The 22772-nt window shown below is 58.2% G+C and carries 20 protein-coding genes; 9 read left to right on the top strand and 11 right to left on the bottom strand.

The window, feature by feature from the left end:
• Positions 1–38: 38 nt before the first annotated feature.
• The gene (locus tag NF78_RS25550) at positions 39–1115 is read left to right on the top strand and encodes a D-alanine--D-alanine ligase family protein (RefSeq protein ID WP_035992856.1); all 1077 of its coding nucleotides are present in this window, start codon (positions 39–41) and stop codon (positions 1113–1115) included.
• A 201-nt stretch (positions 1116–1316) separates the two neighbouring features.
• Here NF78_RS25550 and cbiB read toward each other — a convergent pair whose 3' ends face one another.
• Both cbiB and NF78_RS25540 read right to left on the bottom strand, forming a co-directional pair.
• The gene (cbiB, locus tag NF78_RS25545; protein WP_225885419.1) at positions 1317–2339 is read right to left on the bottom strand and encodes an adenosylcobinamide-phosphate synthase CbiB; all 1023 of its coding nucleotides are present in this window, start codon (positions 2337–2339) and stop codon (positions 1317–1319) included.
• The gene (locus tag NF78_RS25540) at positions 2317–2760 is read right to left on the bottom strand and encodes an RrF2 family transcriptional regulator (RefSeq protein WP_035992852.1); all 444 of its coding nucleotides are present in this window, start codon (positions 2758–2760) and stop codon (positions 2317–2319) included. Before NF78_RS25540 ends, cbiB begins: the two co-directional genes overlap by 23 nt.
• Positions 2761–3371: 611 nt before the next feature.
• Between NF78_RS25540 and NF78_RS25535 the strand changes: the two genes are divergently transcribed.
• From NF78_RS25535 to NF78_RS32015, 8 genes are all read left to right on the top strand, one after another.
• Positions 3372–3776 (top strand): AbrB family transcriptional regulator, encoded by a 405-nt coding sequence (locus NF78_RS25535; RefSeq protein WP_035992849.1) that lies wholly within the window; start codon positions 3372–3374, stop codon positions 3774–3776.
• 267 nt (positions 3777–4043) lie between these two features.
• Positions 4044–5525 (top strand): hypothetical protein, encoded by a 1482-nt coding sequence (locus NF78_RS25530; protein ID WP_035992847.1) that lies wholly within the window; start codon positions 4044–4046, stop codon positions 5523–5525.
• Positions 5526–5534: 9 nt separating this feature from the next.
• On the top strand, positions 5535–6221 hold the full coding sequence (locus NF78_RS25525) for a C40 family peptidase (protein ID WP_035992845.1): 687 nt from the start codon (positions 5535–5537) through the stop codon (positions 6219–6221).
• Between the two features lie 164 nt (positions 6222–6385).
• Positions 6386–7399: a glycosyltransferase family 2 protein gene (locus NF78_RS25520; protein ID WP_035992842.1), complete on the top strand. Its 1014-nt coding sequence runs from the start codon at positions 6386–6388 to the stop codon at positions 7397–7399.
• 104 nt (positions 7400–7503) lie between these two features.
• The gene (locus NF78_RS25515; protein ID WP_035992840.1) at positions 7504–7725 is read left to right on the top strand and encodes a hypothetical protein; all 222 of its coding nucleotides are present in this window, start codon (positions 7504–7506) and stop codon (positions 7723–7725) included.
• A 149-nt stretch (positions 7726–7874) separates the two neighbouring features.
• Positions 7875–10472, top strand: coding sequence for a chloride channel protein (locus NF78_RS25510; protein ID WP_035992837.1), 2598 nt, complete (start codon positions 7875–7877; stop codon positions 10470–10472).
• A gap of 231 nt (positions 10473–10703) precedes the next feature.
• Positions 10704–11027: a Uma2 family endonuclease gene (locus NF78_RS25505; RefSeq protein ID WP_072016255.1), complete on the top strand. Its 324-nt coding sequence runs from the start codon at positions 10704–10706 to the stop codon at positions 11025–11027.
• Positions 11028–11723: 696 nt separating this feature from the next.
• The gene (locus NF78_RS32015) at positions 11724–12134 is read left to right on the top strand and encodes a PTPA-CTERM sorting domain-containing protein (RefSeq protein WP_197064965.1); all 411 of its coding nucleotides are present in this window, start codon (positions 11724–11726) and stop codon (positions 12132–12134) included.
• Between the two features lie 467 nt (positions 12135–12601).
• Here NF78_RS32015 and NF78_RS25495 read toward each other — a convergent pair whose 3' ends face one another.
• The 9 genes from NF78_RS25495 to NF78_RS25460 all read right to left on the bottom strand — a co-directional run bounded on the left by NF78_RS25495 (position 12602) and on the right by NF78_RS25460 (position 22713).
• Positions 12602–13300 (bottom strand): cistern family PEP-CTERM protein, encoded by a 699-nt coding sequence (locus NF78_RS25495; RefSeq protein ID WP_052050954.1) that lies wholly within the window; start codon positions 13298–13300, stop codon positions 12602–12604.
• A 301-nt stretch (positions 13301–13601) separates the two neighbouring features.
• The gene (crtC, locus tag NF78_RS25490) at positions 13602–14519 is read right to left on the bottom strand and encodes a cyanoexosortase C (RefSeq protein ID WP_035992834.1); all 918 of its coding nucleotides are present in this window, start codon (positions 14517–14519) and stop codon (positions 13602–13604) included.
• Positions 14520–14600: 81 nt separating this feature from the next.
• The gene (locus tag NF78_RS25485; protein ID WP_052050953.1) at positions 14601–15212 is read right to left on the bottom strand and encodes an HpsJ family protein; all 612 of its coding nucleotides are present in this window, start codon (positions 15210–15212) and stop codon (positions 14601–14603) included.
• A gap of 218 nt (positions 15213–15430) precedes the next feature.
• Positions 15431–16567: a glycosyltransferase gene (locus NF78_RS25480; protein WP_035992831.1), complete on the bottom strand. Its 1137-nt coding sequence runs from the start codon at positions 16565–16567 to the stop codon at positions 15431–15433.
• 3 nt (positions 16568–16570) lie between these two features.
• Complete coding sequence (locus NF78_RS25475) at positions 16571–17710, bottom strand: glycosyltransferase family 4 protein (RefSeq protein ID WP_035992829.1); 1140 nt, start codon at positions 17708–17710, stop codon at positions 16571–16573.
• A gap of 59 nt (positions 17711–17769) precedes the next feature.
• Positions 17770–18834 carry a glycosyltransferase family 4 protein gene (locus tag NF78_RS25470; protein ID WP_035994128.1) on the bottom strand — a complete coding sequence of 355 codons (1065 nt, stop codon included), beginning with the start codon at positions 18832–18834 and terminating at the stop codon, positions 17770–17772.
• A 255-nt stretch (positions 18835–19089) separates the two neighbouring features.
• Positions 19090–20484, bottom strand: a complete 1395-nt coding sequence (locus NF78_RS25465; RefSeq protein WP_035992826.1) for a glucose-6-phosphate isomerase — start codon at positions 20482–20484, stop codon at positions 19090–19092.
• A gap of 66 nt (positions 20485–20550) precedes the next feature.
• Positions 20551–21744, bottom strand: a complete 1194-nt coding sequence (locus tag NF78_RS30085; protein WP_072016254.1) for a glycosyltransferase family 4 protein — start codon at positions 21742–21744, stop codon at positions 20551–20553.
• A gap of 15 nt (positions 21745–21759) precedes the next feature.
• Positions 21760–22713, bottom strand: coding sequence for a glycosyltransferase family 2 protein (locus NF78_RS25460; RefSeq protein ID WP_035992824.1), 954 nt, complete (start codon positions 22711–22713; stop codon positions 21760–21762).
• Between the last annotated feature and the right edge of the window lie 59 nt (positions 22714–22772).

The following is a 22772-nucleotide window of genomic DNA, read 5'->3' as shown; positions in this document are numbered from 1 at the left end:
TGTGATACCCTAGCCGCAATTAGCGCGAAGGTAGGCTTATGGCAACAGTAACGGTAGGGCTGGTGTTTGGCGGCTGTTCGGGGGAGCACGAGGTTTCAATTCGATCGGCGCAGGCGATCGCCCGCGCCCTGGCCAGCGGCCCCAACGCCGACAAGTACACCGTGCTGCCGGTCTACATTAGCAAAGACGGGGGCTGGCAGGCTGGCCCCGCCGCCGCTGCGGTGCTGGAGGCTGGCCTGCCCCCCCAGGACTCTGCGGTTCCAGCGGCTACGCCCAGGCTGCGACTGCCCCAGTTTGAGCAGGTCGATGCCATCGACATTTGGTTTCCGGTGCTGCACGGCCCCAACGGTGAGGACGGCACCGTGCAGGGCCTCTTCACCCTGATGCAGCAGCCCTTCGTGGGCTCGGGGGTGCTGGGGTCGGCGGTGGGCATGGACAAAATCGCCATGAAAACGGCCTTTGCCCAGGCCGGGCTGCCCCAGGTGAAGTACCTGGCGGTGGACCGGTCGGAGGTGTGGTCGAACCCCTGCGTGTTTCCCAAACTGTGCGATCGCATTGAAGCCGAGCTGGGCTATCCCTGCTTTGTCAAACCGGCCAACCTGGGCTCCTCCGTGGGCATTGCCAGGGCCACCACGCGCAAGGACCTGGAGGCCGCCCTCGACAATGCCGCCAGCTACGATCGCCGCATCATTGTTGAAACCGGGGTGGTGGCCCGCGAGGTAGAGTGCGCCGTGCTGGGCAACGACAACCCCAGGGCCTCGGTACTGGGCGAAATCACCTTCCAGAGCGACTTCTACGACTACGACACCAAGTACACCAGCGGCCAGTCCCAGCACACCATTCCGGCCCAGGTGCCCGAGGCGGTGTCCCGCCGCATCCGGGAGATGGCGGTGACGGCCTTTCAGGCGGTAGATGCCGCCGGGATTGCCCGGGTGGACTTTTTCTTCGTGGAGGCGACGGGCGACATTTTGATCAACGAGATCAACACCCTGCCGGGCTTTACCGCCACCAGCATGTACCCCATGATGTGGGAAGCCAGCGGCGTGAGCTTTGGGGAACTGGTGGATACGCTGATTGAGCTGGGGTTTGAGCGGACGGGGCGGGTGAGTGAGTGAGTGGGTGGATGGGTGTGCGGGTGAAGGGGTAAGGGGGTGTAGGGTGCATTCGCGGCCTATAACCCTGGGCCACCGCTCACAAACTGTGCCTTTTTGCCGCAATGCACCGCTTCGGCAACGAGCTTTTCGCCTGACTGTAACCCTGGGCAATAGCTCACAAACGCTGCTTTTGGGCCGCAATACACCGCTTTAATGCATGAGTCAAAGAGCGCTGGCCCAGTAGAGTCGCAGCCAGGTCTGGGCTATCAGGAGGGCGAGGCCCAGGACCAGCCACAGGAGGGCGGCGCGGCGGGTGAGGGCGAGGGCCTGGGCAATGCGATCGCCTGTAATCGGCTGCACGGCATCTCCCAGCAGGGGCTTGACCTTGACCAGGCCCCGGTAGGTATTCGGGCCGCCCAGCTGCACCCCCAGGGCGGCGGCGTAGGCGCACTCGCTCCAGCCTGCGTTGGGGCTGGGGTCGGCGGGGGCATCGCGGCGGCAGAGGCGCAGCACCCAGCGGGGCCGCCCCGACAGTAGCGCAATGGTAATCACCGTCAGGCGGCAGGGCAGCCAGGTAAGCCCATCTTCCAACCGGGCGCTAAACCAGCCCAGGTAGGTGTAGGGAGCCTCGCGGTACCCCACCATGGAGTCGAGGGTGCTGGCGGCTTTGTAGGCCAGGGCCAGGGGCACGCTGCCCAGGGGGAGCAACGCCCCCACCAGACCGTAGAACAGCGGCGCCAGCACCCCGTCGGTGGCGTTTTCGCTGACGGTCTCCAGCACCGCCCGCTGGATTTCGGCGCGATCGAGCTGGTCGGTGTCGCGACCGACGTAGCGGGCCAGATGGTTGCGGGCCGTGGGGATGTCGTCTGCCTCCAGGGGCACCAGCACCTCCTCGGCGGCCTGGCGCAGGCTGCGTCCGGCAAAACAGCTGGCCAGCAGAATGGTCTCGACCACCAGACCAATGGCGGGATGTAGACGCTGAGCCAGCGCTACTAGGCCCCACCCCGCCAGGCCAGTGCTGAGGATAATCCCTGCCCCCAGCAGCACCCCCAGGCCCCGCTCCGCCAGGGGCGACAGCTTGAGCCGCAGGATCCCGGCCGTGATGCGGCCAATCAGCCAGCCGATCGCCTGCACCGGGTGGGGCCAGCCCCAGGGGTCACCCACCAGGCGGTCTAGCCCCGCCGCCAACCCCAGCACCAGCGCGCGCTGAACCTCCAGCGTGCTAAACCATAAAACTGACATCATCCCCCTGGGCCGCCTGCCAACTGCGGGCATCAAAGTACAGATCTTCCAGGGAAATACTATAGAGGGCTTCTTTCAGCTTTTGGGAGAGGCGATTCCAGACGGCAAAGGTGACCCAGTCTTCGGCCTGCTCCGCCTGGGGGGTATGGCGGGGCAGCGGGTCCACCTGTTCGCCGACCGCCGCCAAAATTTGGCCCAGAAAAATTTGGTCGGCGGGTTTGGCCAGCCGGTAACCCCCCTGGGGACCCCGCACCGACTCGACAATGCCGGCCCGGCGCAGATCGATCAGCAATTTTTCTAAGTAGGGCGGCGGCAACCCCTGGCGAGCAGCAATGGTGTTGACGGACACAGGCTGTCGAGAGGGGTGCAGCGTCAGGTCGAGCAGTGCCTTAACACTGTAGTGACCGCGAGTTGTCAGTTTCATGGATGGATTTTGCCGCCGGGTAAACGTTAGCCTTTGCTGACCTTAGCGCTGAATTGGGGGAATTGTCGCCGGGCAATTCTGTTCACCAGGGGTTACGGTTTGAGGTTTTAAGCTCAGTCGGTTGACGGGCAACCGGACGTTTTGGGCCTGGTTTTGCCCCTAGTTTTGCCCCTGCGGCCAAACCCTGCAAATTGGGTGGACCGGCGATGACCACTGATTCTGAAGCACCGGAGGCGGGTAGTAGGAGCCCCTAGAACCGGGCGAAAAAGCGATCGCGCTGCTGGCTAAATCCGCCGCTCTGTCTGGAGCTGATCGTAGGTTAAGGCCGCCGCTAGCCCCAGCCAAATTCCTTGGCCAACCTCCCAAACCCCTGTATCTAGGGCTAAAAATAGCTGAATGGCCGATGTTTTTTGGGGTTTTAACTAGGGCAAAAGGATGCTCTTTTTGAGCTTAGAGGAGCAAACGTTAAGAGGTCAAAAAAGAGCATGCAAAAACCATTTCTCTGTAGTATGATTTTGCGTGTTGTCATTAAAGTGTAGCAGGTGGATACAGGGTTACTGCCCCTGCTCAAATATGGTCGGAGCAAACCGTTGTGAACGAGAATAAAGTTAATGGCTAACGCAACTCAGGTAGAACCACTAGTCGGCAAAGAGTTATTGCAAAAGGTCAAAGAGCTGGACGATCTGAGCAAAGAAGATAAGGCAAAAGCCTGTGGGTACTACACCCTGACCAAGTCGGGTGCTCCCCGGGTCAACATGATGAAATTCCTTAATGCGCTGATTGAAGCTGAGGGAATCCAGCTCGATAGCAGCCAAAACGGCAACGGACGCGGAGGACGGAGCGCCAGCTTTCGAATTACGGTGCAGTCCAACGGCAACCTGCTGATTGGCTCGACCTACACCAAGCAGATGGGGTTGAGACCCGGCGACGAGTTTGAAATTACCCTCGGTCGCAAGCACATTCGGCTGAAGCAGCTAGGAGACAATGGCGCTCTGCTGGAGGACGACGACGAATAGCGCGACCTGCGGGTTCAAAAAACTGGGCATCCCGGCGGCGTGATCCGTTTTTGGGTCGCTTAAGTACAATGGGCGGACCAAGTCTGAAGCGGGTTGGTGTGCCCTTTTTGATGCCCTCCAACCGCTAGCCAGAGTTTCTTTAGGCTGTCCTGAACGGTTTTGCCGGATCGGGGCGGCTCTCTTTTGACCTGGATTGTGCTGGGCCTGTCGAGTCCCTAACCTGTGAGCAGGCTGGGTTTTAGAAATAAAGAATTGTTCGGTTAGTCTATGAACTTTCCTATAGTTTTAGACATTGCCCTGGGGCTGGTCTTTGTGTTTTTTGTTTTGAGTTTGCTGGCCAGTGAGGCGCAGGAAATTATCGGTACCCTCCTGCAGTGGCGAGCCGAGCACTTAAAACAGTCGATCGAAGTGCTGCTGGCCGGCAACGAGCGTGAAAAAGAGAAGGCGGCCCAGGAGCTGGCCGATGCCCTCTACGAGAGCCCGTGGATTCGCGGCCTGGACCAGGAGGCCAAGGGGACGATCGCGCGATTCTTTCGCCGCGTTTCTCATCTGATTGGCCGCATCTATCGCGCCCTGACCGGGCAGCGCAACGTGTTTGGGGTGGGCAAAACCAGCGGTCCCTCCTACATTCCCCCCGAGGCCTTTGCCAACAGCCTGCTGGAGCGCATGCAGCTGGGCAACCTGTGGCAGGTGCTGGCCCACGAGCGCATCTCTGGCTTTGCGCGCGATCGCGTGTTGGCCCCGGTCAGCAATATTCTCAGCGACCTGAAGGCCAGTACGGGCAACGAGTTCTTGCTCAATGCCGAGCTGCAGCAGCTGGAGCAGGGGCTGCACCAGATCGTCGAGGACTTCAAGGCGGGCATTGTGTCGCTGCCCGAAAGCCTCGATCGCGTCATTAACCGCCTGGACGAGTTTGGCCTGATGGCGTCTGACATCCTGCCCGACAACCACCCGCTCACCGAGACCTTTCTGCGCCGTCTGGACTACATTCGGCGCGGGCTGGCCAGCAGCCCCACCGAAAAGGCGGCGCTGCTCAGCAAGCTGCGCCCCAACGTGGCCCAGCTGCTCGACATCTTCGACAGCGGCAGCCCCGCCTACGGGGAACTCAACCGCCTGGCCCAAACCGGCAACCCCGAGGCCCGCGCCCTGATCGATCGCCTGGCGCAGGCCCCGGTTACCCCGGCCCTGCGCAGCAGTCTGGCCGCGATCGCCCGCAAGGTGGAGGTGACCGCCGACTCTACCCGCGACGACGTCAAGCTGTTTGGCTACGAACTGGAGAAGTGGTTCGATCGCGGTATGGAGCGAGCCACGGGCGTCTACAAGCGCAACGCCAAGGCCGTCGCCCTGCTCATTGGCATCGCCACCGCCGTTTCGATTAACGCCGACTCGTTTCATATGGCCACTCGCCTGGCCGTGGACCCCCTTTTGCGCAACGCCATCACCCAAACCGCCGACCAGCTGACCGCAGAGGCCACCGGCGACCTGAGCCAGAACATCGAGCAGGTGCAGACGGCGGTCAACCAGGCCCTCAACGAGATTCCCTTTCCCCTGGGCTATAACGACGTCGTGGTGCAGCAGCAGCTGGCCGCCGAGCAGGCCTGGCCCATTCCGTTTATCCCCCGCCGCCTGCTGGGCTGGGTGGTGAGCGGATTCGCTATTTCCATGGGCTCTACCTTCTGGTTTAACGTGCTCAAAAAGGTCATCAACGTGCGCAATACCGGCGACAAGCCGGAAGGTCCGAGGGAGTGAGGTGATGAAATGGCATTGGCCCCTGGCCGAGAATACGTCTGTGGCGAGGCGCTGAATCTCTACAAGACCCCGGAGCTAGAGGGGTTGGTGACCCAGGCGGCGGCGGGGCGGCACCTGCGGCTCGACCCCGTTCAGCCTTCGAGCGCGGCCTGGGCGGTGACGCTCTGCGAAGATGACTACCCCGGCTGGATTGGCGCGGCGGCGGGCAGCACCCTGAGGCCTGCCGAGCAGCCCTACCACCCCGTTGCCCTCGACCGACAGGCGATCGCGCCACTGCTGCCGCAGGTAATCGCCTTTGCCCACCGGGCCATGGCCACCCCCAACACCTACCTGTGGGGCGGCACCCTGGGCCCCAACTACGACTGCTCTGGCCTGATGCAGGCGGCCTTTGCCTCCACCGGGATTCGGCTGCCCCGCGACTCGTACCAGCAGGAGGCCTTCACTCAGCCAATCGCCTGGGACGACCTGGAGCCGGGGGATTTAATCTTTTTTGGCACTCCGGAGCGCACCAAGCACGTGGCCCTCTACCTGGGCGGCGGGCAGTACATCCACAGCTCCGGGGTTGACCAGGGCCGCAACGGCATCGGCATCGACTCGTTGACGGATCTGGCCCACCCGGTCAGCGCCGCCTACCACCGTCAGCTGCGCCGGGCGGGGCGGGTGGTGGCGAGCTACTGCCCGGCGGCGGTGGTTTAGGGGCGGGTGGGTAGAGGGTAGGTGAGTATCGGGTGTCGGGAGTTGGGTGCCGGGGCTGGGTCATTGGGGCGGGTTAGGGATCGCCTACCGGGATCAACTTTCGGCTACACTCAAGGGGCGATTGCGGGCGTTTTGGTAATCTGAATCCATTATCTGCCGCTGCTATGACCTCTGTTGCGCGCCCCACGGCTGCTGTTCCTGGTGCGGAGACCGCTGCCCCGGTCGACATCTCGGTGGTGGTGCCGATCTACAACGAGTACGAGAGCCTGCCCACTCTGATGGCGGCGATCGCCCTGGTGCTCGACGGGCTGGGGCGAGCCTACGAAATCATTGCCGTTGACGATGGCTCCACCGATGGCTCCGGCGATCGGCTGCGGGAGCTGACCCAGCGCTATCCTTCCCTGCGGGCGGTGCTGCTGCGCCGCAACTACGGCCAAACCGCCGCCATGGCCGCCGGGTTTGACTACGCCCGAGGCGCTATTGTGGTCACTCTCGACGGCGACCTGCAAAATGACCCCGCCGACATTCCCCGCCTGCTCGCCCGCCTCGATGAGGGTTACGACCTGGTCAGCGGCTGGCGCAAAGACCGCCAGGACAACACCCTCACCCGGCTGATTCCCTCTAAAATTGCCAACTGGCTGATTGCCGGGGTTACGGGTGTTGAGCTACACGACTACGGCTGCTCCCTGAAGGCCTACCGGGCCGAGGTGATCCACGACCTCAACCTCTACGGCGAGCTGCACCGATTTTTGCCCGCCCTGGCCTTTATCGAAGGGGCCCGCATCACCGAAATGCCGGTCATGCACCACGCCCGCCGCTTTGGCACCAGCAAATACGGCCTGGGCCGCACCCTGCGGGTGGCGATGGACATGCTCACCGTCTACTTCATGAAAAAGTTTCTCACCCGGCCCATGCATATTTTTGGCAGCCTGGGGCTAGTCTCGATGGTGGCGGGGATTGCCCTGGGGATTTATCTCACCCTGGTCAAGTTTTTGGCCGACCAGGACATCGGCGATCGCCCCCTGCTGGTGCTGGCGGTGGTGCTGTTTTTGGCGGGCATTCAGCTGTTTAGCTTTGGCCTGCTGGGGGAGCTGATGATGCGAACCTACCACGAGTCGCAGCAGCGACCGATTTACCGGGTGCGCGAAATAGTCGGGCAGGCTGACCTTGAACACTGAGCCCCAAAGGGTACGGCTTTTGGTTGGTCAAAACCTCCCTCGGGGTAGACGGTTTGGTGGGCTATTTCCGTGAATATGCTTAGATATAGCGTTTCCCTTCCGCCATGCTAGACGTCATCAGTTCCACCGTTAAACCCCTGCTACTGGACGATCAGGTACTGGAGGCCGCCTACAAGCTCTACATGACGGCCCCCCACTCTTCGTCCCCTGCCATCAGCTTGCAGCGCCTATCTGCCATCACCGGCAAGTCGCCGTTGCGCTGTCGCAATGCCATCGTGGAGGCCAACGGCCTGGGACGCTTTCCCGACTGCGAGCTGCACCCTTAGGACTCACGGGTTTGGGTTTGGTGCTATAACCCGTCATTTTTGGCTTGGCAGACTGTTGAGCAGTCGTCCCGTGAATAATGCCGGTTAGGGCTACACTTTGGGTGGATGCGATCGCGCCCCTGTTCTAACCCCCTACCGTTCCTGATCTGATGTTGCAAAAGCGCCTGGAGCCGTTGCTGAGCCGCAAGCGGGTTGCCATCGTCGAGGCGTGCGTGATCGGGCTGGTGTCGGGGCTGGCGGCGGTGCTGCTGAAGCAGGGGGTGGAGTGGCTGGCCCTGTGGCGCACCTCCAGCGGGCTGCCGCTGGAGCTGATGCTGCCGGGCATTGGTCTGATCGGCGGCTGGCTGTCGGGATTTCTGGTGGAGCGGCTGGCGCCGGAGGCCTCCGGCAGCGGCATTCCCCAGGTGAAGGCCGCCCTGGGCTTTGCCAAGGTGCCGCTCAACCTGCGGGTGGCGCTGGTCAAACTGGGCAGTACTCTGCTGGCGCTGGGGTCGGGGCTTTCCCTGGGGCGGCAGGGGCCGACGGTGCAGATCGGCGCGGCCCTGGCCGCACAGCTCAGCCGCTGGGTGCCCACCTCCCCCGACTACCGGCGGCAGCTGATCTCGGCGGGGGCGGCGGCGGGGCTGGCGGCGGGGTTCAATGCCCCTATCGCCGGGGTGCTGTTCGTGGTCGAGGAGCTGCTGCAGGACTTTTCCGACCTCACTCTGGGCAGCGCCATTCTGGCCTCGTTTATTGGGGCGGTGGTGTCGCGGTTGCTGGGCGGCCAGGGGCTGAACCTGGCGATGGAGGCCAAGCCCATCAGCCTGTCGGTGCACGACCTGCCCTTTTTGATGATTTTGGGGCTGGCGGCGGGACTGCTGGGGTCCCTGTTTCGCGGCGGCATTTTTGGCAGTCTGGCCTTTTTTCGGCAGTTTAAGGGGCTGGGGCTGCCGGGGCGCATCGGCCTGGCGGGGCTGATCACCGGGGTGGTCGGGGTGTTTGTGCCGGTGGCGGCGGTCGACAACACCGGCCTGCAGGAGTTTTTGGTCACTGGGTCGGCCAGCTGGCAGCTGATCGCGATCGCCTTTGTGGTCAAGTTTTTGCTGACGCTGCTGGCCTACGGCTCCGGGGCGGCGGGGGGCATCTTTGCGCCGTCGCTGGTGCTGGGGGCGGCCCTGGGCTGCCTGGTCAGCTTTTTGGCCCAGGGGGTTTACACCGGCTTTGGGGCCTGGCCCCTGCCGGACGACCTGGCCACCACCACCACCTATGCCCTGACCGGCATGGGGGCGTTTTTTAGCGCGGTGACGGGGGTGCCGATCACGGCGATCGTGATCGTGTTTGAGATGACGGCCAACTTCAACCTGGTGCTGCCCCTGATGATCGGTTCGGGCATTGCCTACCTGATTGCCGATCGCGCCAACGATGGCTCCATCTATAACCGGCTGCTGGCCCTACAGGGCATTCACCTGGAGCCGGTGGCCCAGGCCAACAACCCCTGGGCCCACCTCAGGGCCGCCGACCTGATGCAGCGGCGGGTGGAAACCCTCTCCAGCCAGATGAGTTTGCCGGAGGTGGTGCAGGCGTTTTCGCGATCGCACCACCGGGGCTTTCCGGTGCTGGAAGACGGGCGGCTGGTGGGCATTGTCACCCAAAGCGACCTCAGCGAAACCGCGACCCAGGGGCTGGACCAGTACCTCACCCTGGCCGACATCATGACCCCCCACCCGGTGACGGTGGCCCCCAACGCCACCCTGCCCCGGGTGCTGCACCTGCTCAACCGGCTCAAGCTCAGCCGCCTGCCCGTCACCGAGGGCAACAAGCTGGTGGGCATCATCACCCGCGCCGACATTATTCGGGCCGAGTCTGACCAGGTCAGCGGCGAACTGTCTGAGCTGGGCCCCCAGGCGGAGCCCTCCTACGTGGTCTTTCAGCAGCGCGCCCCCGCCACTGGCCAGGGCCGGTTGCTGGTGCCCCTGGCCGACCCCCGCACCGCGCCGGATTTGATCAAAATTGCGGCGGCGATCGCCCACGGCCTGCACTACGAGCTGGAGTGCGTCCACGTGGTGCCGGTGCCCCGCAGCGTTGCCCCCGCCGAGGCCAGGGTCGATCTGCAGGGGGTGGAGCCGCTGCGCCAGCTGGCCCTCTCCTACGCCGAAAATAGCGGTCTGTCGGTGCATTTTCAGGTGCGGGCGGCCCACGAAATTGGCCGCACCCTGCTGGAGGTGATCAAAACCCGCCACATCGACCTGGTGCTGATGGGCTGGCACCACCCCACCCTCACCCCCGGCCGCGTCATCAGCGGCGTGGTCGATACCCTCATTCGCCAGGCCCCCTGCCAGGTGGTGGTGGTGCGCCCGGGCCGCAACCTCACCTTCGATCGCTGGCTGATCCCCACCGCCGGCGGCCCCAACGCCCAGAGCGCCCAGGCCCTGCTGCCGGGGCTGCTCACCCTGGGCCACGCCCCGGAAATTCAGCTCTGCACCATCTGCCACCCCGAAAAGGGCGAGTGCCTCACCCTCCAGCACCTCTCGGAAATGGCCGACGGGCTGAAGGAAACCCTGCACCGCCCGGTCTACACCCAGGTGCTGACCCATCCCTCAGTGTCCCAGGCGATCGTCGATATGGCCCGCCTCTGCCGCACCGACGCCATTTTGCTGGGGGCCTCGCGGGAGAACCTGCTCAGCCAGGTGATCAAGGGCAATGTGCCCCTGGAGATCGCCCAGCAGAGCGAGGTCACCGTGATTCTGCTGCGCCAGGTGGAAGATTAAGGGCCGTTTTTAATTAGCTTCTGATCCTTTCGCCTGGGATGAATTTAATTCATCAGCTTTAGCAGCCTGAGAACTTTTTTCAGTAAAGATTGAGCTTTGGTAGGGGCTGACCTAGCGTTAGCTTAGGCAATCCAAACAATGGTTTGCAGGGGCTAAGCACCTCAAAGAACGGTTCAGCCGTTGCACAACGGGGCCGATGGCTGGCTGTAGATCACTAGCTGCGGGCAACTGTTGAGCCGTACGTTGACTCTGGCTCACTACAGCCGAGAAAACTGGTTTGCAGCCAGTGCTTTGAATGTTTACTATGACGCGCAGCATCCGCTGTGGCACCGGCGCCCGGACTGGTTTTTGGCGGTGGGGGTGCCTCGGCTTTACGATGGCGAAAACCTGCGGCGTAGCTATGTGGTCTGGCAGGAGGGGCGATCGCCGGAGGTGGTGGTAGAGTTGCTATCGCCCGGTACAGAGGCAAGCGATCTGGGCCGCTTTTTTGAAGGCGCAGGCGCAGCTGGTGCAGGCGGCGCGAACGAGGGTGGTCAGGGGAATGGCGATCGATGAAATCGTGACGTTGCTGGGGCTGACGGAGGAGCCGCTTAAGCGGGTGATGGAGGCGATGTGAAAATTCACAGTTACCTATCAGCGAGGTCACTTAGTAAATCTGGGAAACGGTTTGACAATATTAAAGCTTAGGTAAACTACGCAGAGATGAGGGCACACTTTCTGGGAAACCGCTTCTATACTCATGTACAGGCTGCAAAACACTTTTAGCACAATGAGACTGTGCTATTATGTGGCGATTTGCAGAAAACCATCTACCGAGTTTGTTGCGCGTTCATTTTTTAGCTCACCATGGCTGAGCCGCACTGGGTGCTTTCTATTGAAGGCCAGCAGACCTGGGGGACTATTAAAGAACATAAGCGCAGTATCTGCCCAAGGTGCTCTACCAACGGTTCTGTAGGAGCAAAATTCTGCTCCTTGTCCTACTTAGGGTTGGTACCCTTTCATATATACAAGGTAGATTGAGTTATGAGTTTAAGAGCTTTTGGCTTAGGCTTAAGCGCGGCTGCGGCCTTTTCGGCAGTCGCTGTCCTGGAGGCTCCAGCACGAGCCGCTACGATTGAAGGTAAGACTTTGCAGTTTGCCGGTACAGCTAGGCTGAGCGATGTGGCTGTTGGCGGCACCGCTACCCTGGACTTCAGAGCGTTTCCTGGTGGCTTTGGCCCCAGTGCTGGCACAGCATTTAACCTTAGCAATGTGTTTGCCTTTGGCGTACCGGGTACTACGTTCTCTATTAGTGACCTGTTACTGACCAGAACTACGGTTACAACCTGGGCTTTTACCGGTAGCCCGCTACCCTGGTTCAGTGGTCTGGCAGATGGTATTGGTTTTACCCTTGAAACCTTTGAACTTTCCCAAACTCCCTTAGGTAACTTTGAAGCTTTTATTTCTGGCTTCTTTACTCCCTCTGGCTTGGCTGGGGATGGGTTTCTCACCGCTCAAGGTAAAACTATTTTGGCGCCTGGTTTGATCTCTTCTGAAGGTTCGAGCTTTTCGGGCGGTATCACCGCTATTCCTACCCCAGCGCTGCTGCCTGGGCTGGTGGGCCTAGGTGTAGCTGCTCTGCGCAAGCGAGGTGACCAGGACAGCGATGAGCAAGAGGCCTAGGCGCCCAACCGCTAAGGCGGTGAGCGTTATCGCCTAATGTGTTTGCTCCCGATCCCTTGGGATCGGGAGCTTTTTGTTGTGCCTACCCTTGTGTATGGGTTGACTAGGCTGCCACACCCAGAACCGGGCTCACAGGGAATTCGGCCCCACGTTCACCAAGGATGGATATGGGCAGTGGATTCAAGGTTCAGTACCGGGGAGCCTACTTCCGTCGCTTTCCAAGTGGCAAGGGCAAAGACCAGCCAGGGCTTATACCAAATCCTGCTTGGCTACCCCCGATTTCCCTGTACAAATGCCATTTGCCCCTACGGTTTTGCCCGTTGGGAGTCGGGGTTTATGTGATTCGGTTTTGGTATTAAGGCGATCGCTCGGCTTGAGAAACACGATAAAAAATGAGGGCGCACCACTGCAAACGTGGTGCGCCCGGTGGCCTGACCAGAGATCCCTAGCCCATTAAGCTAGAGAATTTAAGCGGCTTCCTGATCCTCAGCCGCTTCGCCCCGTTTGCGTAGCGCGGCGATGCCAAGACCCACCAACCCAGGCAGCAGTGCTGGCGTCGGGATGGGAGTGCCCACACCCACACCGCTGGTACCCGCCGGAACTCCAGTGATGTCTTGATACCGCACAAAGAAGTTGTCAAGGGTGAAGGAATCTTGAGCAGAAGCAAAGGTTAGGATGGTTTGGAAGGTGATATTTTGGCCAGCCGAGGGACCAGCACCCCCACCTCCTGCGCAACTAGGACCGCCGCCGGCTTTCAAACAAATTTCCCGTTCCCCCAGAGTGGGAACGTTTCCAGAGCCGACAGTATTGAAATCACCAGTTACGGTGGCGGTGACGTTAGGGCCTGCATTAAAGCCCAAAACCGATACCCTAGAGCCTAGGGGAGCGCTAGTTGTGTTAAACAATTGAAAGTCAAAAACTGCTTGAGTACCATCAAAGCTCTTAAGCTCTACATTGGCTTTAGAGGTGAGCCCAGTAATTAAGGTTCGCTCAACAAAACCATCAAACTCAACAGTAAATACTTCAGGTAGGGGATCACCCAAGGTAAAAGTGATCGATTTGGCTGCGTCATTGATGGTATAAGCTGACGCTGGCAGAGCCTGTAGCAGGCTTACGGCAGCAGCAGCGCTAACGACAGCAGCCCCTTTGGACAATTGTGCTTTCATGTGTTTTCTAAGAAGAATCTAGAACAGCATTCGCAGTGTGAGGGTCCCTGATTCTTTAATCTTTAAAGTCTGGCCCTAGGTGTTAGAGCAGGAGATGCGTGAAGCCATGGATTGGCAGCTTCGGGTAGATGTTCGTATTTACACTTAGGAAGTATATCAGTACCGAGGGGCTTATGTCATAAAATTTTCGAGTTTTCTTAGAAAATTCATTGTTTTCCTAAATGCAATAATGTTGTTGGTGCCTAAATTGATTAAGAGGATGGGCGGATTGATTGGATGTACTAGATGAGCAAGTATAGGTCTAGCCCCTGGTAGATTGTTGGGGGCAGGATTGGTTGAACACCGCGATCGCACCATAGTAGTAGGCCGTGAACATGATGGCTGAAAAAATCTGCCCGCCCCAAGCTCCGTGCCAAAAATTGAAAGAATCTTCGCCCCAGTAGACGGCGGCGAAGGTCATGAGCATGATGCGAGGAATATTGAGAATGAGGGCGGTCGCAATGCCCAAAGTTGCCACCAGCAAAATGCGCGGCCAGGTCTGCTTAACTAACAGCCCCCACACCACACTAATGCCTGCCAGCACAAAGGCCATATCATACCCACTACAGCCAGGGGCTACCTCGACTGCTCCGGCGGGTAGGTTGATAAATCTAGCCTGGGCCTCGACTGTTTGGCCCATGGCCCTTAGCAGCTGGCTGCTAACCCAGGCCATACCGTTTTCGAGCTGGTAAGGCCCGGTTACAGCCTGAATGACCTGGCTAGAGAGCCAAATCCAGTCGGGGTAAAAGCCAGCCAAAGTTAGCAGTGAGGCCAGGGGAAAGGAGCCAAATATCGCTGGGGTAAACGAGCTCCAGGCAATGCCGATCAAAATCAGCATCCACAGAAATGCCTGGAGTGATATGGAGCTGCCGCTGAAGGGTAGCCACAGGGCAGCCGCCAAAATGATGACGTGACCAATGATGCGATCGTCTGCTAAAACGGTGACCTTGGCCAGGTCATGGCGGTGAGCCCAAAACGGTCGTAGACCCAGGTACAAAAAACCCACATTCAAAACGACCTGGGATTTCCCTTTCCAAAGGTCTTCGACAAAAAAGCTGATGTAAGTATGCCAATAAAACAAACCAACCATTAGCCCCACCGTAACGACCCTGCCGTGGTGGGTGGTAACGCACCACCGCAGGGCCTGTTTTAACTGTTTTTGGCTAACCAACTTGGGCATGGCACCGGAATGCTGTAAATAACGGCTGACATCGGTCTTTTGCTTTACCCCACCGATTAACGCAGGCTAAATGTTGTTGCTCTAGCCGCGAGTACGGCTACCGAAGCGACCAACGGCAATCAGGGCCAGCCCGGTGACAATTAAGTTGCCAACGCTGTTGGCTCCAACCTTGAGCACGTTGGTGGTAGCGGTGCGCTTGGCCACATCTACCTGGTCGGTCAGAATTTGGGACGCCTGCTGGAGGAGTTCGGGGGTTAGGTCGGGCGACACCTGCTGAGGGTTGGCCTGGGCGGTGGCAATTTGGTCGCGCACCTGGGCCTCCTGGCTGGCGATGCGGGTTACTGTCAGATCCTGTAACTTGAGGCTATCGCGCACCGTAAGCAGCCCCGAGAGGGCAAACATTACCCCTAGCCCCAGGCAGAGGAGGGCAAGTTGCTTGCGCAGGCGGCGATTGTCTAAAATTCCGTAGAGCGTCAGCGATAGACCCAGTAGCAGCACAATGCTGCGATCGCCCACCTGCTGCAGTAGTCCCACTCGCCACTGAATATCGAAGGGCTGAGGAGGAAGCAACAAAATCAAAAAATCGACTAAGAACCCGCCAAGACAGGCCAAACCCACAATCAGGCAAAGGGACTGTCCAGGGGTAGCCTCAAAAGACGGCGATGGAGATCTGCGTAACGAAGAAGAAGCCATAGGGATAAAGGTTTGCGGTGGACTATAGGTTGATGTTTTGCAGTTATGGTTAGCGTTCTTGTCTGGAGCCCAGAACTCGCCTAGGAGTATTTACGGAGGCTTGAGGGTAAAACCGGACAGGAGCGAAGGCTTTACCGTTTCTATACCTACAGCTTCTACAGGGCGTCAAAACTTTACTGGGCAACCTGGGAAGCCCCACCCCGATGCCCTGGCCAGGTTCAGGCAACCACCTGAGCCAGCTGCTGGTGCAGCGCCTGTTGGGTTGTCTCCAGGGTGAAGTGGGCCAGGGCGTGGTGGTAACCCGCCTGGGCAATGCCCTGGGTTTGCGCGGGCTGACGGTGGCTGTGGCAGATCAAGTCGCTCAGTTTTTGGGGCTGGCCAGGCGGACACAACCAACCGGTTTCACCGTGGGTGATTAACTCGACGGTACCGCCGCTGGCCGCGGCAATGACCGGGCGCTGGCACAGCATAGCCTCGACAATGACCCGGCCAAAGGGCTCCGGCGCGGTTGAGGTATGAACCACCAGGTCGCAGGCCTGCATCAGCTGGGCAATGTCGGAGCGAAAGCCCAGAAACTTGACCCGGTGGTTCAGGCCCAGCTGTTCGACCTGGCGGTGCAGCGTTTCCACGTAGTCCTGTTCGCCAAACAGCGCATCGCCTACCAGCAGCGCCACGACGGATTCCGGACAGTGGGCCAGGGCTTCGATGAGAATGTGCTGCCCCTTCCAGGGGGCAAGGCGGCTAAAGTGGCCGACCACAAACCGATTGCCCAGCCCCAGATCTTCCCGTAGGGTCGATTCCGTCGCCGTTTGATAGGCCTGGGGCAGAAACCCGTTATAGACCACGCTGACCTTTTTTGCGTTGCCTCCGGCGGCGACAAAGGCGGCAGCGGTTGCCCTGGAGTTGGCAATCACATGGGTTGCACACCCATTGGCCGCGGTAATCAGCAGGGTGCGGTTGGCGGCGCTAAAGTGCTCGGGCGAGACAATGTCGCGCAGGTGGTGGACAAGGGGCTTGCCGCAGAGCCGACTGGCTAAGGCACCCAAAATCAGCGCCTTTGAGGTGTTGGTATAGATTAGGTCATACTTCCGGCCTAGACGAGCGATGGTTGCCACCAGAGGCACTACCTGGCCAATGCTGCTAAGGCTATCGGCCCAGCCGCTGTCTTTGTTGACTTGAATGGGAGCCTGGGTGAGTACCTGGTAAGGGATTTGCCGCGCGGCTAGAGCCTCAGCAAAGGGCCCATCTTGAAAGATGCCCACCAGGCAGTTTGGGGAAAAGGCGCTGGCGACATCGAGCAGAGACAGTTCAGCCCCCCCCAATTTGCCGCTCTGGTCGAGAAAGAGAATCTTCATAGGCTAGCTCTCCATCGCCAGTTGGTAGACGGTTTTGATGCGCTCGGCAATTACCGGCCAGGTGTAGTTGTCTTCGACATATCGTTGACAAGCTGCTGCACTGGGCAGCTGCCGCTGACCCGATAGGGCTTCGCTAATGCCCTGGGCCAGGTGCTCGGGGCGGGTGCCCTCAAAGAGCAGGTCGGGGCAAAAGGGGGTGAGAATTTCGGGAATGCTGTCTACTGGGGTGCCCATGACCGGGGTACCGTTGGCTAAAGACTCAATTACAATCAGGCCAAAGCCTTCTAGAGAAACGGTGGGAACCACCGACAGGGTGGCGGCGCGGTAGGCCAGGGCCAGGTCAGTATCGGAGACGAACCCCAACAGCTTTACGTGGCCGGCCAGGTCCAGGTCCTGGATTTGCTGCTCCAGCTCGGCTTTGAGGGTACCTTTGCCGGCAATGAGCAGCAGGACGTCGGGATGCTGCTGACGCACCTGGGCGATCGCCGCAATTAAGTTCTCCAGGCCCATGCGCCGAGCCAGACGGCGCACAGCTAGCAGGATGGGGCGATCGCTGGGCCAGCCCAACCGCTGCTGGGCTTCCTCTGGGGTAACGCCGGTATCAAAGCGGGTGGTATCTACCCCTGGGGGGACAATGTGAATACGGTCGTAGGGGATGCCATACTCGCGATGGAGAGTCTGGCGAAAGGCATCGGAAAGCACAATGAACTGCTGCACCTGGCGGTAGGTGCTCCACTCCAACAGCCACTTGGCTCGCATGCCCCAGGTGCTGTTACCCTCGACTTTACCCTCCAGTGCCCACGGCCCCTGAAAATGCATGGCTACTGGGTAAGCCCCCAGTTGGTCGAGCAGGGGAAACGTATAGAGGCCAAAATGAGACACCACCAGGGAAAAATCTTCAGCGGCGGTGAGTTGCTTGAAGCGCTGGCGGATCTGCTGCCACCGACCCAGCAGAGGAGCCTCCATGGCGGCAAAGGCTTGAATCTGCCCACCCGTGGTCCGAGCAACCTGAGAACTGCCCGCTACCAGGCCGCGAATGTGTATATCGGCCTTGGGCAGGTAGCGAACACAATCGTAGTAGACCCGGTTGAGCCCGCCCGCCTGTTCGGGAAACCAGCCCATACCAATTTGAAGAGTTTTCATAGGACGCACAAATAAACGTGGTGAGAATAATCGGAATAGGAGCTGGGGAACTGGCTACCCTACGGGGATCGGTGAAACTCTCTGTAGATGTTTTGGGTTTCGGTGCAGACTCGCTGGGCACTGAGCCAACTAATGTTTTCCTGGGCCTGTCTGCGCCAGAATTGAAGGGTTTCAAGATTGCTTAGCAGCTTCATGAGGGCTTCTGCCAAGGCCATAGGGTCTTTGGGCGGCACTAGTATACCGGCCTGGCCTTGCTCCAAAGCCTCAGGAATACCATCAACCCGGCTGGCCACGATCGCACAGCCAGCCTCCCTTGCCTCCGGCAATACGAGGGGAAAAGGGTCTTTGTGGGAGGCCAGTACAAACACATCAGCCGCCCGCAGATATCGCTGGGGCTCAGGTTGAAACCCTTCAAAGTGAATGCGATCGCGCACCTGAGTCCGTTGGACCTGGGTCTCGAACTCAGCGCGATCAGGGCCATCGCCAATTAGATACAGGTGAGCGGTGGGCACCTGAGGCGCAACTCGTTCAAAGGCGGCAATCAGATCGGCGATGCCCTTACGGTGGTACATCCCCGCCACGGTGGCAATCGCCGGATGGTTAAGGCTATGCACCGCAGATGCGCTCTCGCCACGGCGGCGGGGACTCCCCAACGTGCCATTGCGCACTACCCTCAGCTTTGCCTGCGGAATTCCTCGCTGTGCCATAGCCTCAGCCACAGCCTGGCTTACGGCAATTACCCCGTCGGCCAGGCCCATCCAGATGGCGCTGCGCTGAAATTCGTTGTGGACTGTGGAAATCAGAGTGTACGAGTGGCCATAGCGCAGTGCCCTGGCCAACGTTACCCCGGTCATCATGTGGGCATGGACAATCTCAGGCTGGAAGTCTTGCACCACACGGCGATACCGTCGGGCCGCTAGAAGCAAGTTTGCTGGTCGACGGGTTTGATCGAGGGAGAAGTGCTGCACGCCATAGCGTTCCAAAAGGTTCTGATATTTCCCTCCTGCCGAGGCTACCCCTACGCTATGGCCAGCCTGGGCCTGCAAACAAGCCAGATCAACGGCCACATTGACGATGCCGTTGCCCGTTTCTTGGATATGGTTCAAAATATGGAGAATTTTCATGGCCATTTGATTCGGTAAAGTACCTTTGGAAATTCCCCTTTTCTCTCTGTCCCTTAAAGGGCTCTGAGCGTCTAAATGCCTGAATAAGGAGTGGCGAAAATAAATCTTCAACAGTCGAAACCCGGAATAGGCTGGCCTGGTAACCTGTACCTATTGAATCGAGCATGGCTGCAATTTGAGCATTAAAATTATCGTTCCCTAGTTAGAGCATTGCAGGAGTTGAGTTAAGACAACTTGCCGCTGGGTATTCGTTGCTTAAAGCAGCGGCGGTGGTCTGTGCTTGTAGTATTGATGGGCGGCAGCCGTAAACCCTAAAAAACCCCACAGCATAATGCCCGAGACTCCTAGCATGGTGCTGGTGATAACAATTTGCATCAGAATAGAAATACCGATGGCCCTGGAGACACTCACAAAGGGATCAAAGCGACTTTCAGTATTCATGATCGCGGCCATCAGCAGCATTAGCAGACCAATTAGGTAGGGCAGAGCGCCCATCCAGCCGAGGGTCCACAGCAGCTCAATCACACCACTATCAACGACGTTCTCGCGAGTAATTGCCCCAAGCCCATTGCCTAAACCCTGCAACAGCGCTGAATTGAAATTTTCGTCGTAGATTTCAGTCCTGGCGTTAAAGCTGCGATCGTTGGTCAAGTTGGTCAACGATTGCAAGCGAGGGCCAATCACACCCGCAAAGGGCTGCACCTGAGAAAGGGGAATCACACAGACCATCATGATGGCAGCGGCCATAATCAGCCGCATTTGCAGGCTTGACTTGAGCGATGACAGATGGATAAGAATGGCCACAAGCCATCCACCCCAGGCTGACCGCACCGACGATAACATAAACCCCAAATACCCTGCCCCCGATACAACCGGCTTCAGGGGGGTGGGGTTAGCAAACAGCAGCATCAGCCCCACCATCATCACGGTGGCATAGGGGCCGGTGGAGTGCAGCGTGCCAAAGACCCGGATGCCTCTGGGGGTAGGCGACCCCATACTTCTAATACCGGAACTGGTAATCCAATAGCGATCCCATTCGGGAGCGACCATATATTGATAAATACCGTAGGCCCCCAAGATCAACGTTCCCCACAGAAAAATTTGCAGCAGATTCTGGCGATAACTGGGGTAATCGCGCCAGTGTATGTAGATATGAAAGCCAAACAAAACCGGTGGCAGCCAGTCGATTAGTGCACGCACCACTGGAAACATGGGGTACTGAACCAACCCCAAGAAAAAGCCATAACATACCCCCAACATGCCCAATACAAAAGGCATACCACCCCGGCTACAGGAAGTAGGCAAATGTTTGAATACGGTAATACCGCAGAGCGAGGTGACCAAAACTGGCGCAATTAACATCACTCGCTGCTCATCCCATCCGGCCTGGAGGTCGACCATCCGAGCCACCCAGGCAGTAAGGAACCAAAGCCACCAGGTAAACCCCATGTACAACAGAGGATACCGCTGGAAAAGAAATAATCCTACTAATAACGCTCCTGCGGGAAAGGTATAGCGCAAAATACTTCCTGCTCCAGCTGCCAAACAGAGGGCGGTAAAAAGTACCAGCGCTAGAATAGCCGTCCAGGCTTGAGGCGGCTGTAAATTAAGTCCCCTTGTTCGGCGAGGCTTTAAAGTATCTGAAAGCATACGTGTGGGCTTAATTTAGGAATGCTTGAGCGCAGAAATATTAGGCATATAGGTTAGCAAAAATGGCTAAGGTGAATTGGTGACTGCGCCGGAAAGTAAATAATTTTGTTTTTTAAGATACACTTCATGATAAAGATTCTCATACCTTTTTCCCATCTTTTCCCAGCTAAGATCTTCAGCTGTTTGGCGTCCAGCCCTGGCAATTTGAGCCGCAGATTCAGGTTCTTTAGCCAGGTAGCTCAGGGATGCGACCATACCTTCCAAATCGTTACTGTGTTTTAATAAAAATCCATTGACTCCCGATTGAATGAGTGCAGAACTACCTACGGAAGGTGCTGTAATGACCGGAACTCCGCTGGCTAGGGCTTCTAAGACTGATAGGGGATAGGGATCATAGTGGGAGGGGAACGCAAAGGCATTGGCACACCGCAGTAAGGTTGATATATCAGTCCGATGGCCCAAGAAGTGAACCTGTTTGCTGACATTTAGTTCCCTGGCCATAGCCGGATAAGGACTACCCGAGTTAGACCCAGCAACTACCAGATGAAAAGATGAGTCTAAATGGGTTAGTGCTTTAATAACTAGATCAAGATTTTTGCGGTTTGTTCGAATTCCACCCGAGAAAAAAATGAAAAAACTATCCTCAGGAACACTTAATTCTTTAGATAGAAAATTGTCGTCCCCTGACTTGAGTGGTGCAAACTCTTGAATGTCAACACCATTTAGAATGGTTTTAACTTGGCTGGGAGGCAGGTTGACATCCTGAATTAAACTGTCTCGGACAAAGTCCGAAACGGCGACTACTATAGCCGCTGAGTGGTAGGCTTTCTGCTCCCAAACGGCATTTAATTTGGTGTATAACCACTGATAGCCCGCGTAGATGCCACCAAAGCTTTTCGACGGATGGTAAACTGACTTTAGCCAGTTAGCATGAACAAAATGGCTGGCATTTATGTCGGCGGGATAATAGCTCAATGACCCGTTGAGGTGAATAATGTCAAAGTCTTGAGCTCGACGACGAATCCACTGCCGGGACCGCAGAGCAAACCACTGATTGCGCAGAAGGGCCGTAGGTATCCATGCCGGTGGCGAAAGTTCCTGGCAAGAAAGATTGGAAGCTTTACCCAGCGCTGAGTCAATTTTCATGGCCAGGAGAGAAACTTGATGTCCGGCAGTAGCCAGGTAGAGTGCCAGTTCATAGTTCACTCGCCCCTGTCCATCGTTGCGCGAAACCTTTGGAGTAACGATGCAAATTTTCATGGTGGCTTGTAATTTCTATGTAAGTTTTTTTGTTCTACCAAGCCAGGTGCGACATCCCTGCCAGCGTCCCTGTAAAACGGCTTTTCCCTTTTGCCAGCTTTGCAGTCCTTCCCGGGGTAACAGGCGACAGAGTTGCACAATACCGGGTTTGACTCGGGTCCCAATCAAAATGGACCATCCCAGGTAGATGGCTCGACGGAATGGGGCGAAATAGTTCATCAAGATCAGAGTTTCGTTGTGGGCGGCATCAAGGGTGGCCCCGTATGAAAAGGCATCTCGCCGATCTTTGTCAAACCGCTGAGCCGGAAAGTGATCGACGGCAATGGCAGGATCATAGATGAGCTTCCAGCCCTGCCGTTTAATGGCCAAACTAAAGCCCAGGTCGTTATGTACTTGAGCCCCTGTTCCCTGCAGTCTGGGATCAAATCGAGCGGAGCCGATGGCCGTACAGCGATAGCTCATGTTGGCTCCCTTGAGGATAGCGACCTCCTGGGGCTTATCGGTTCCCAGGTGGTGGTTGCCAACTACACGACCAAACCATTGAATCTGTCCGATTGGTCTGGGTACCACCTGGTCAGCGGTAGGGCCATGAAGGGTACCACCCATATAGACCCAGTCGCGTCCGCCTACGCCGCCGACTTGGGCATCGGCTAAAAAGTGGGCCTCAATCCGCTTGAGCCAGTCGGGATGAGGGGCCGCGTCGTCGTCGGTGATGGCAATGATGTCTCCGCTGGCGGCATCGAGCCCCGCATTGAGAGCGGCAACCTGACCCGGTTGTTCTACTATTTGGGTGCGAATGGTAAGGGGTGAAAAGGTATTTTGCTCCAGTAAGTTCCAGGTTGGTTGGTCGGTTGCCCGCAGCACAATCAGAACTTCATCAGGAAGTCGCTGCTGGTTTTGAAGTGCCTCCAAACACCGCTGCAAATCTTGCGGGCGGCGGTAGGTGGGTACAAGAACGGTAGTTTTCATGGGACTTGGGGGCTGGAGAACGGGTCTCTGCATAGAATTTCAAGGGGCATCAGCTAAAT

This window comes from Leptolyngbya sp. KIOST-1 (genome assembly GCF_000763385.1).
Taxonomy (GTDB): Bacteria; Cyanobacteriota; Cyanobacteriia; order Phormidesmidales; family Phormidesmidaceae; genus Nodosilinea.
The sequence above is the reverse complement of the archived record's forward strand: the minus strand, read 5'-3'. Positions and strand labels throughout refer to the sequence as shown.

Bases quoted from the DNA above. Each gene is read 5' to 3' on its own strand.
- NF78_RS25550 (WP_035992856.1), top strand. From the start codon at position 39: ATGGCAACAGTAACGGTAGGGCTGGTGTTTGGCGGCTGTTCGGGGGAG.
- cbiB (WP_225885419.1), bottom strand. From the start codon at position 2,339: ATGATGTCAGTTTTATGGTTTAGCACGCTGGAGGTTCAGCGCGCGCTG.
- NF78_RS25540 (WP_035992852.1), bottom strand. From the start codon at position 2,760: ATGAAACTGACAACTCGCGGTCACTACAGTGTTAAGGCACTGCTCGAC.
- NF78_RS25535 (WP_035992849.1), top strand. From the start codon at position 3,372: ATGGCTAACGCAACTCAGGTAGAACCACTAGTCGGCAAAGAGTTATTG.
- NF78_RS25530 (WP_035992847.1), top strand. From the start codon at position 4,044: ATGAACTTTCCTATAGTTTTAGACATTGCCCTGGGGCTGGTCTTTGTG.
- NF78_RS25525 (WP_035992845.1), top strand. From the start codon at position 5,535: ATGGCATTGGCCCCTGGCCGAGAATACGTCTGTGGCGAGGCGCTGAAT.
- NF78_RS25520 (WP_035992842.1), top strand. From the start codon at position 6,386: ATGACCTCTGTTGCGCGCCCCACGGCTGCTGTTCCTGGTGCGGAGACC.
- NF78_RS25515 (WP_035992840.1), top strand. From the start codon at position 7,504: ATGCTAGACGTCATCAGTTCCACCGTTAAACCCCTGCTACTGGACGAT.
- NF78_RS25510 (WP_035992837.1), top strand. From the start codon at position 7,875: ATGTTGCAAAAGCGCCTGGAGCCGTTGCTGAGCCGCAAGCGGGTTGCC.
- NF78_RS25495 (WP_052050954.1), bottom strand. From the start codon at position 13,300: ATGAAAGCACAATTGTCCAAAGGGGCTGCTGTCGTTAGCGCTGCTGCT.
- crtC (WP_035992834.1), bottom strand. From the start codon at position 14,519: ATGCCCAAGTTGGTTAGCCAAAAACAGTTAAAACAGGCCCTGCGGTGG.
- NF78_RS25485 (WP_052050953.1), bottom strand. From the start codon at position 15,212: ATGGCTTCTTCTTCGTTACGCAGATCTCCATCGCCGTCTTTTGAGGCT.
- NF78_RS25480 (WP_035992831.1), bottom strand. From the start codon at position 16,567: ATGAAGATTCTCTTTCTCGACCAGAGCGGCAAATTGGGGGGGGCTGAA.
- NF78_RS25475 (WP_035992829.1), bottom strand. From the start codon at position 17,710: ATGAAAACTCTTCAAATTGGTATGGGCTGGTTTCCCGAACAGGCGGGC.
- NF78_RS25470 (WP_035994128.1), bottom strand. From the start codon at position 18,834: ATGAAAATTCTCCATATTTTGAACCATATCCAAGAAACGGGCAACGGC.
- NF78_RS25465 (WP_035992826.1), bottom strand. From the start codon at position 20,484: ATGCTTTCAGATACTTTAAAGCCTCGCCGAACAAGGGGACTTAATTTA.
- NF78_RS30085 (WP_072016254.1), bottom strand. From the start codon at position 21,744: ATGAAAATTTGCATCGTTACTCCAAAGGTTTCGCGCAACGATGGACAG.
- NF78_RS25460 (WP_035992824.1), bottom strand. From the start codon at position 22,713: ATGAAAACTACCGTTCTTGTACCCACCTACCGCCGCCCGCAAGATTTG.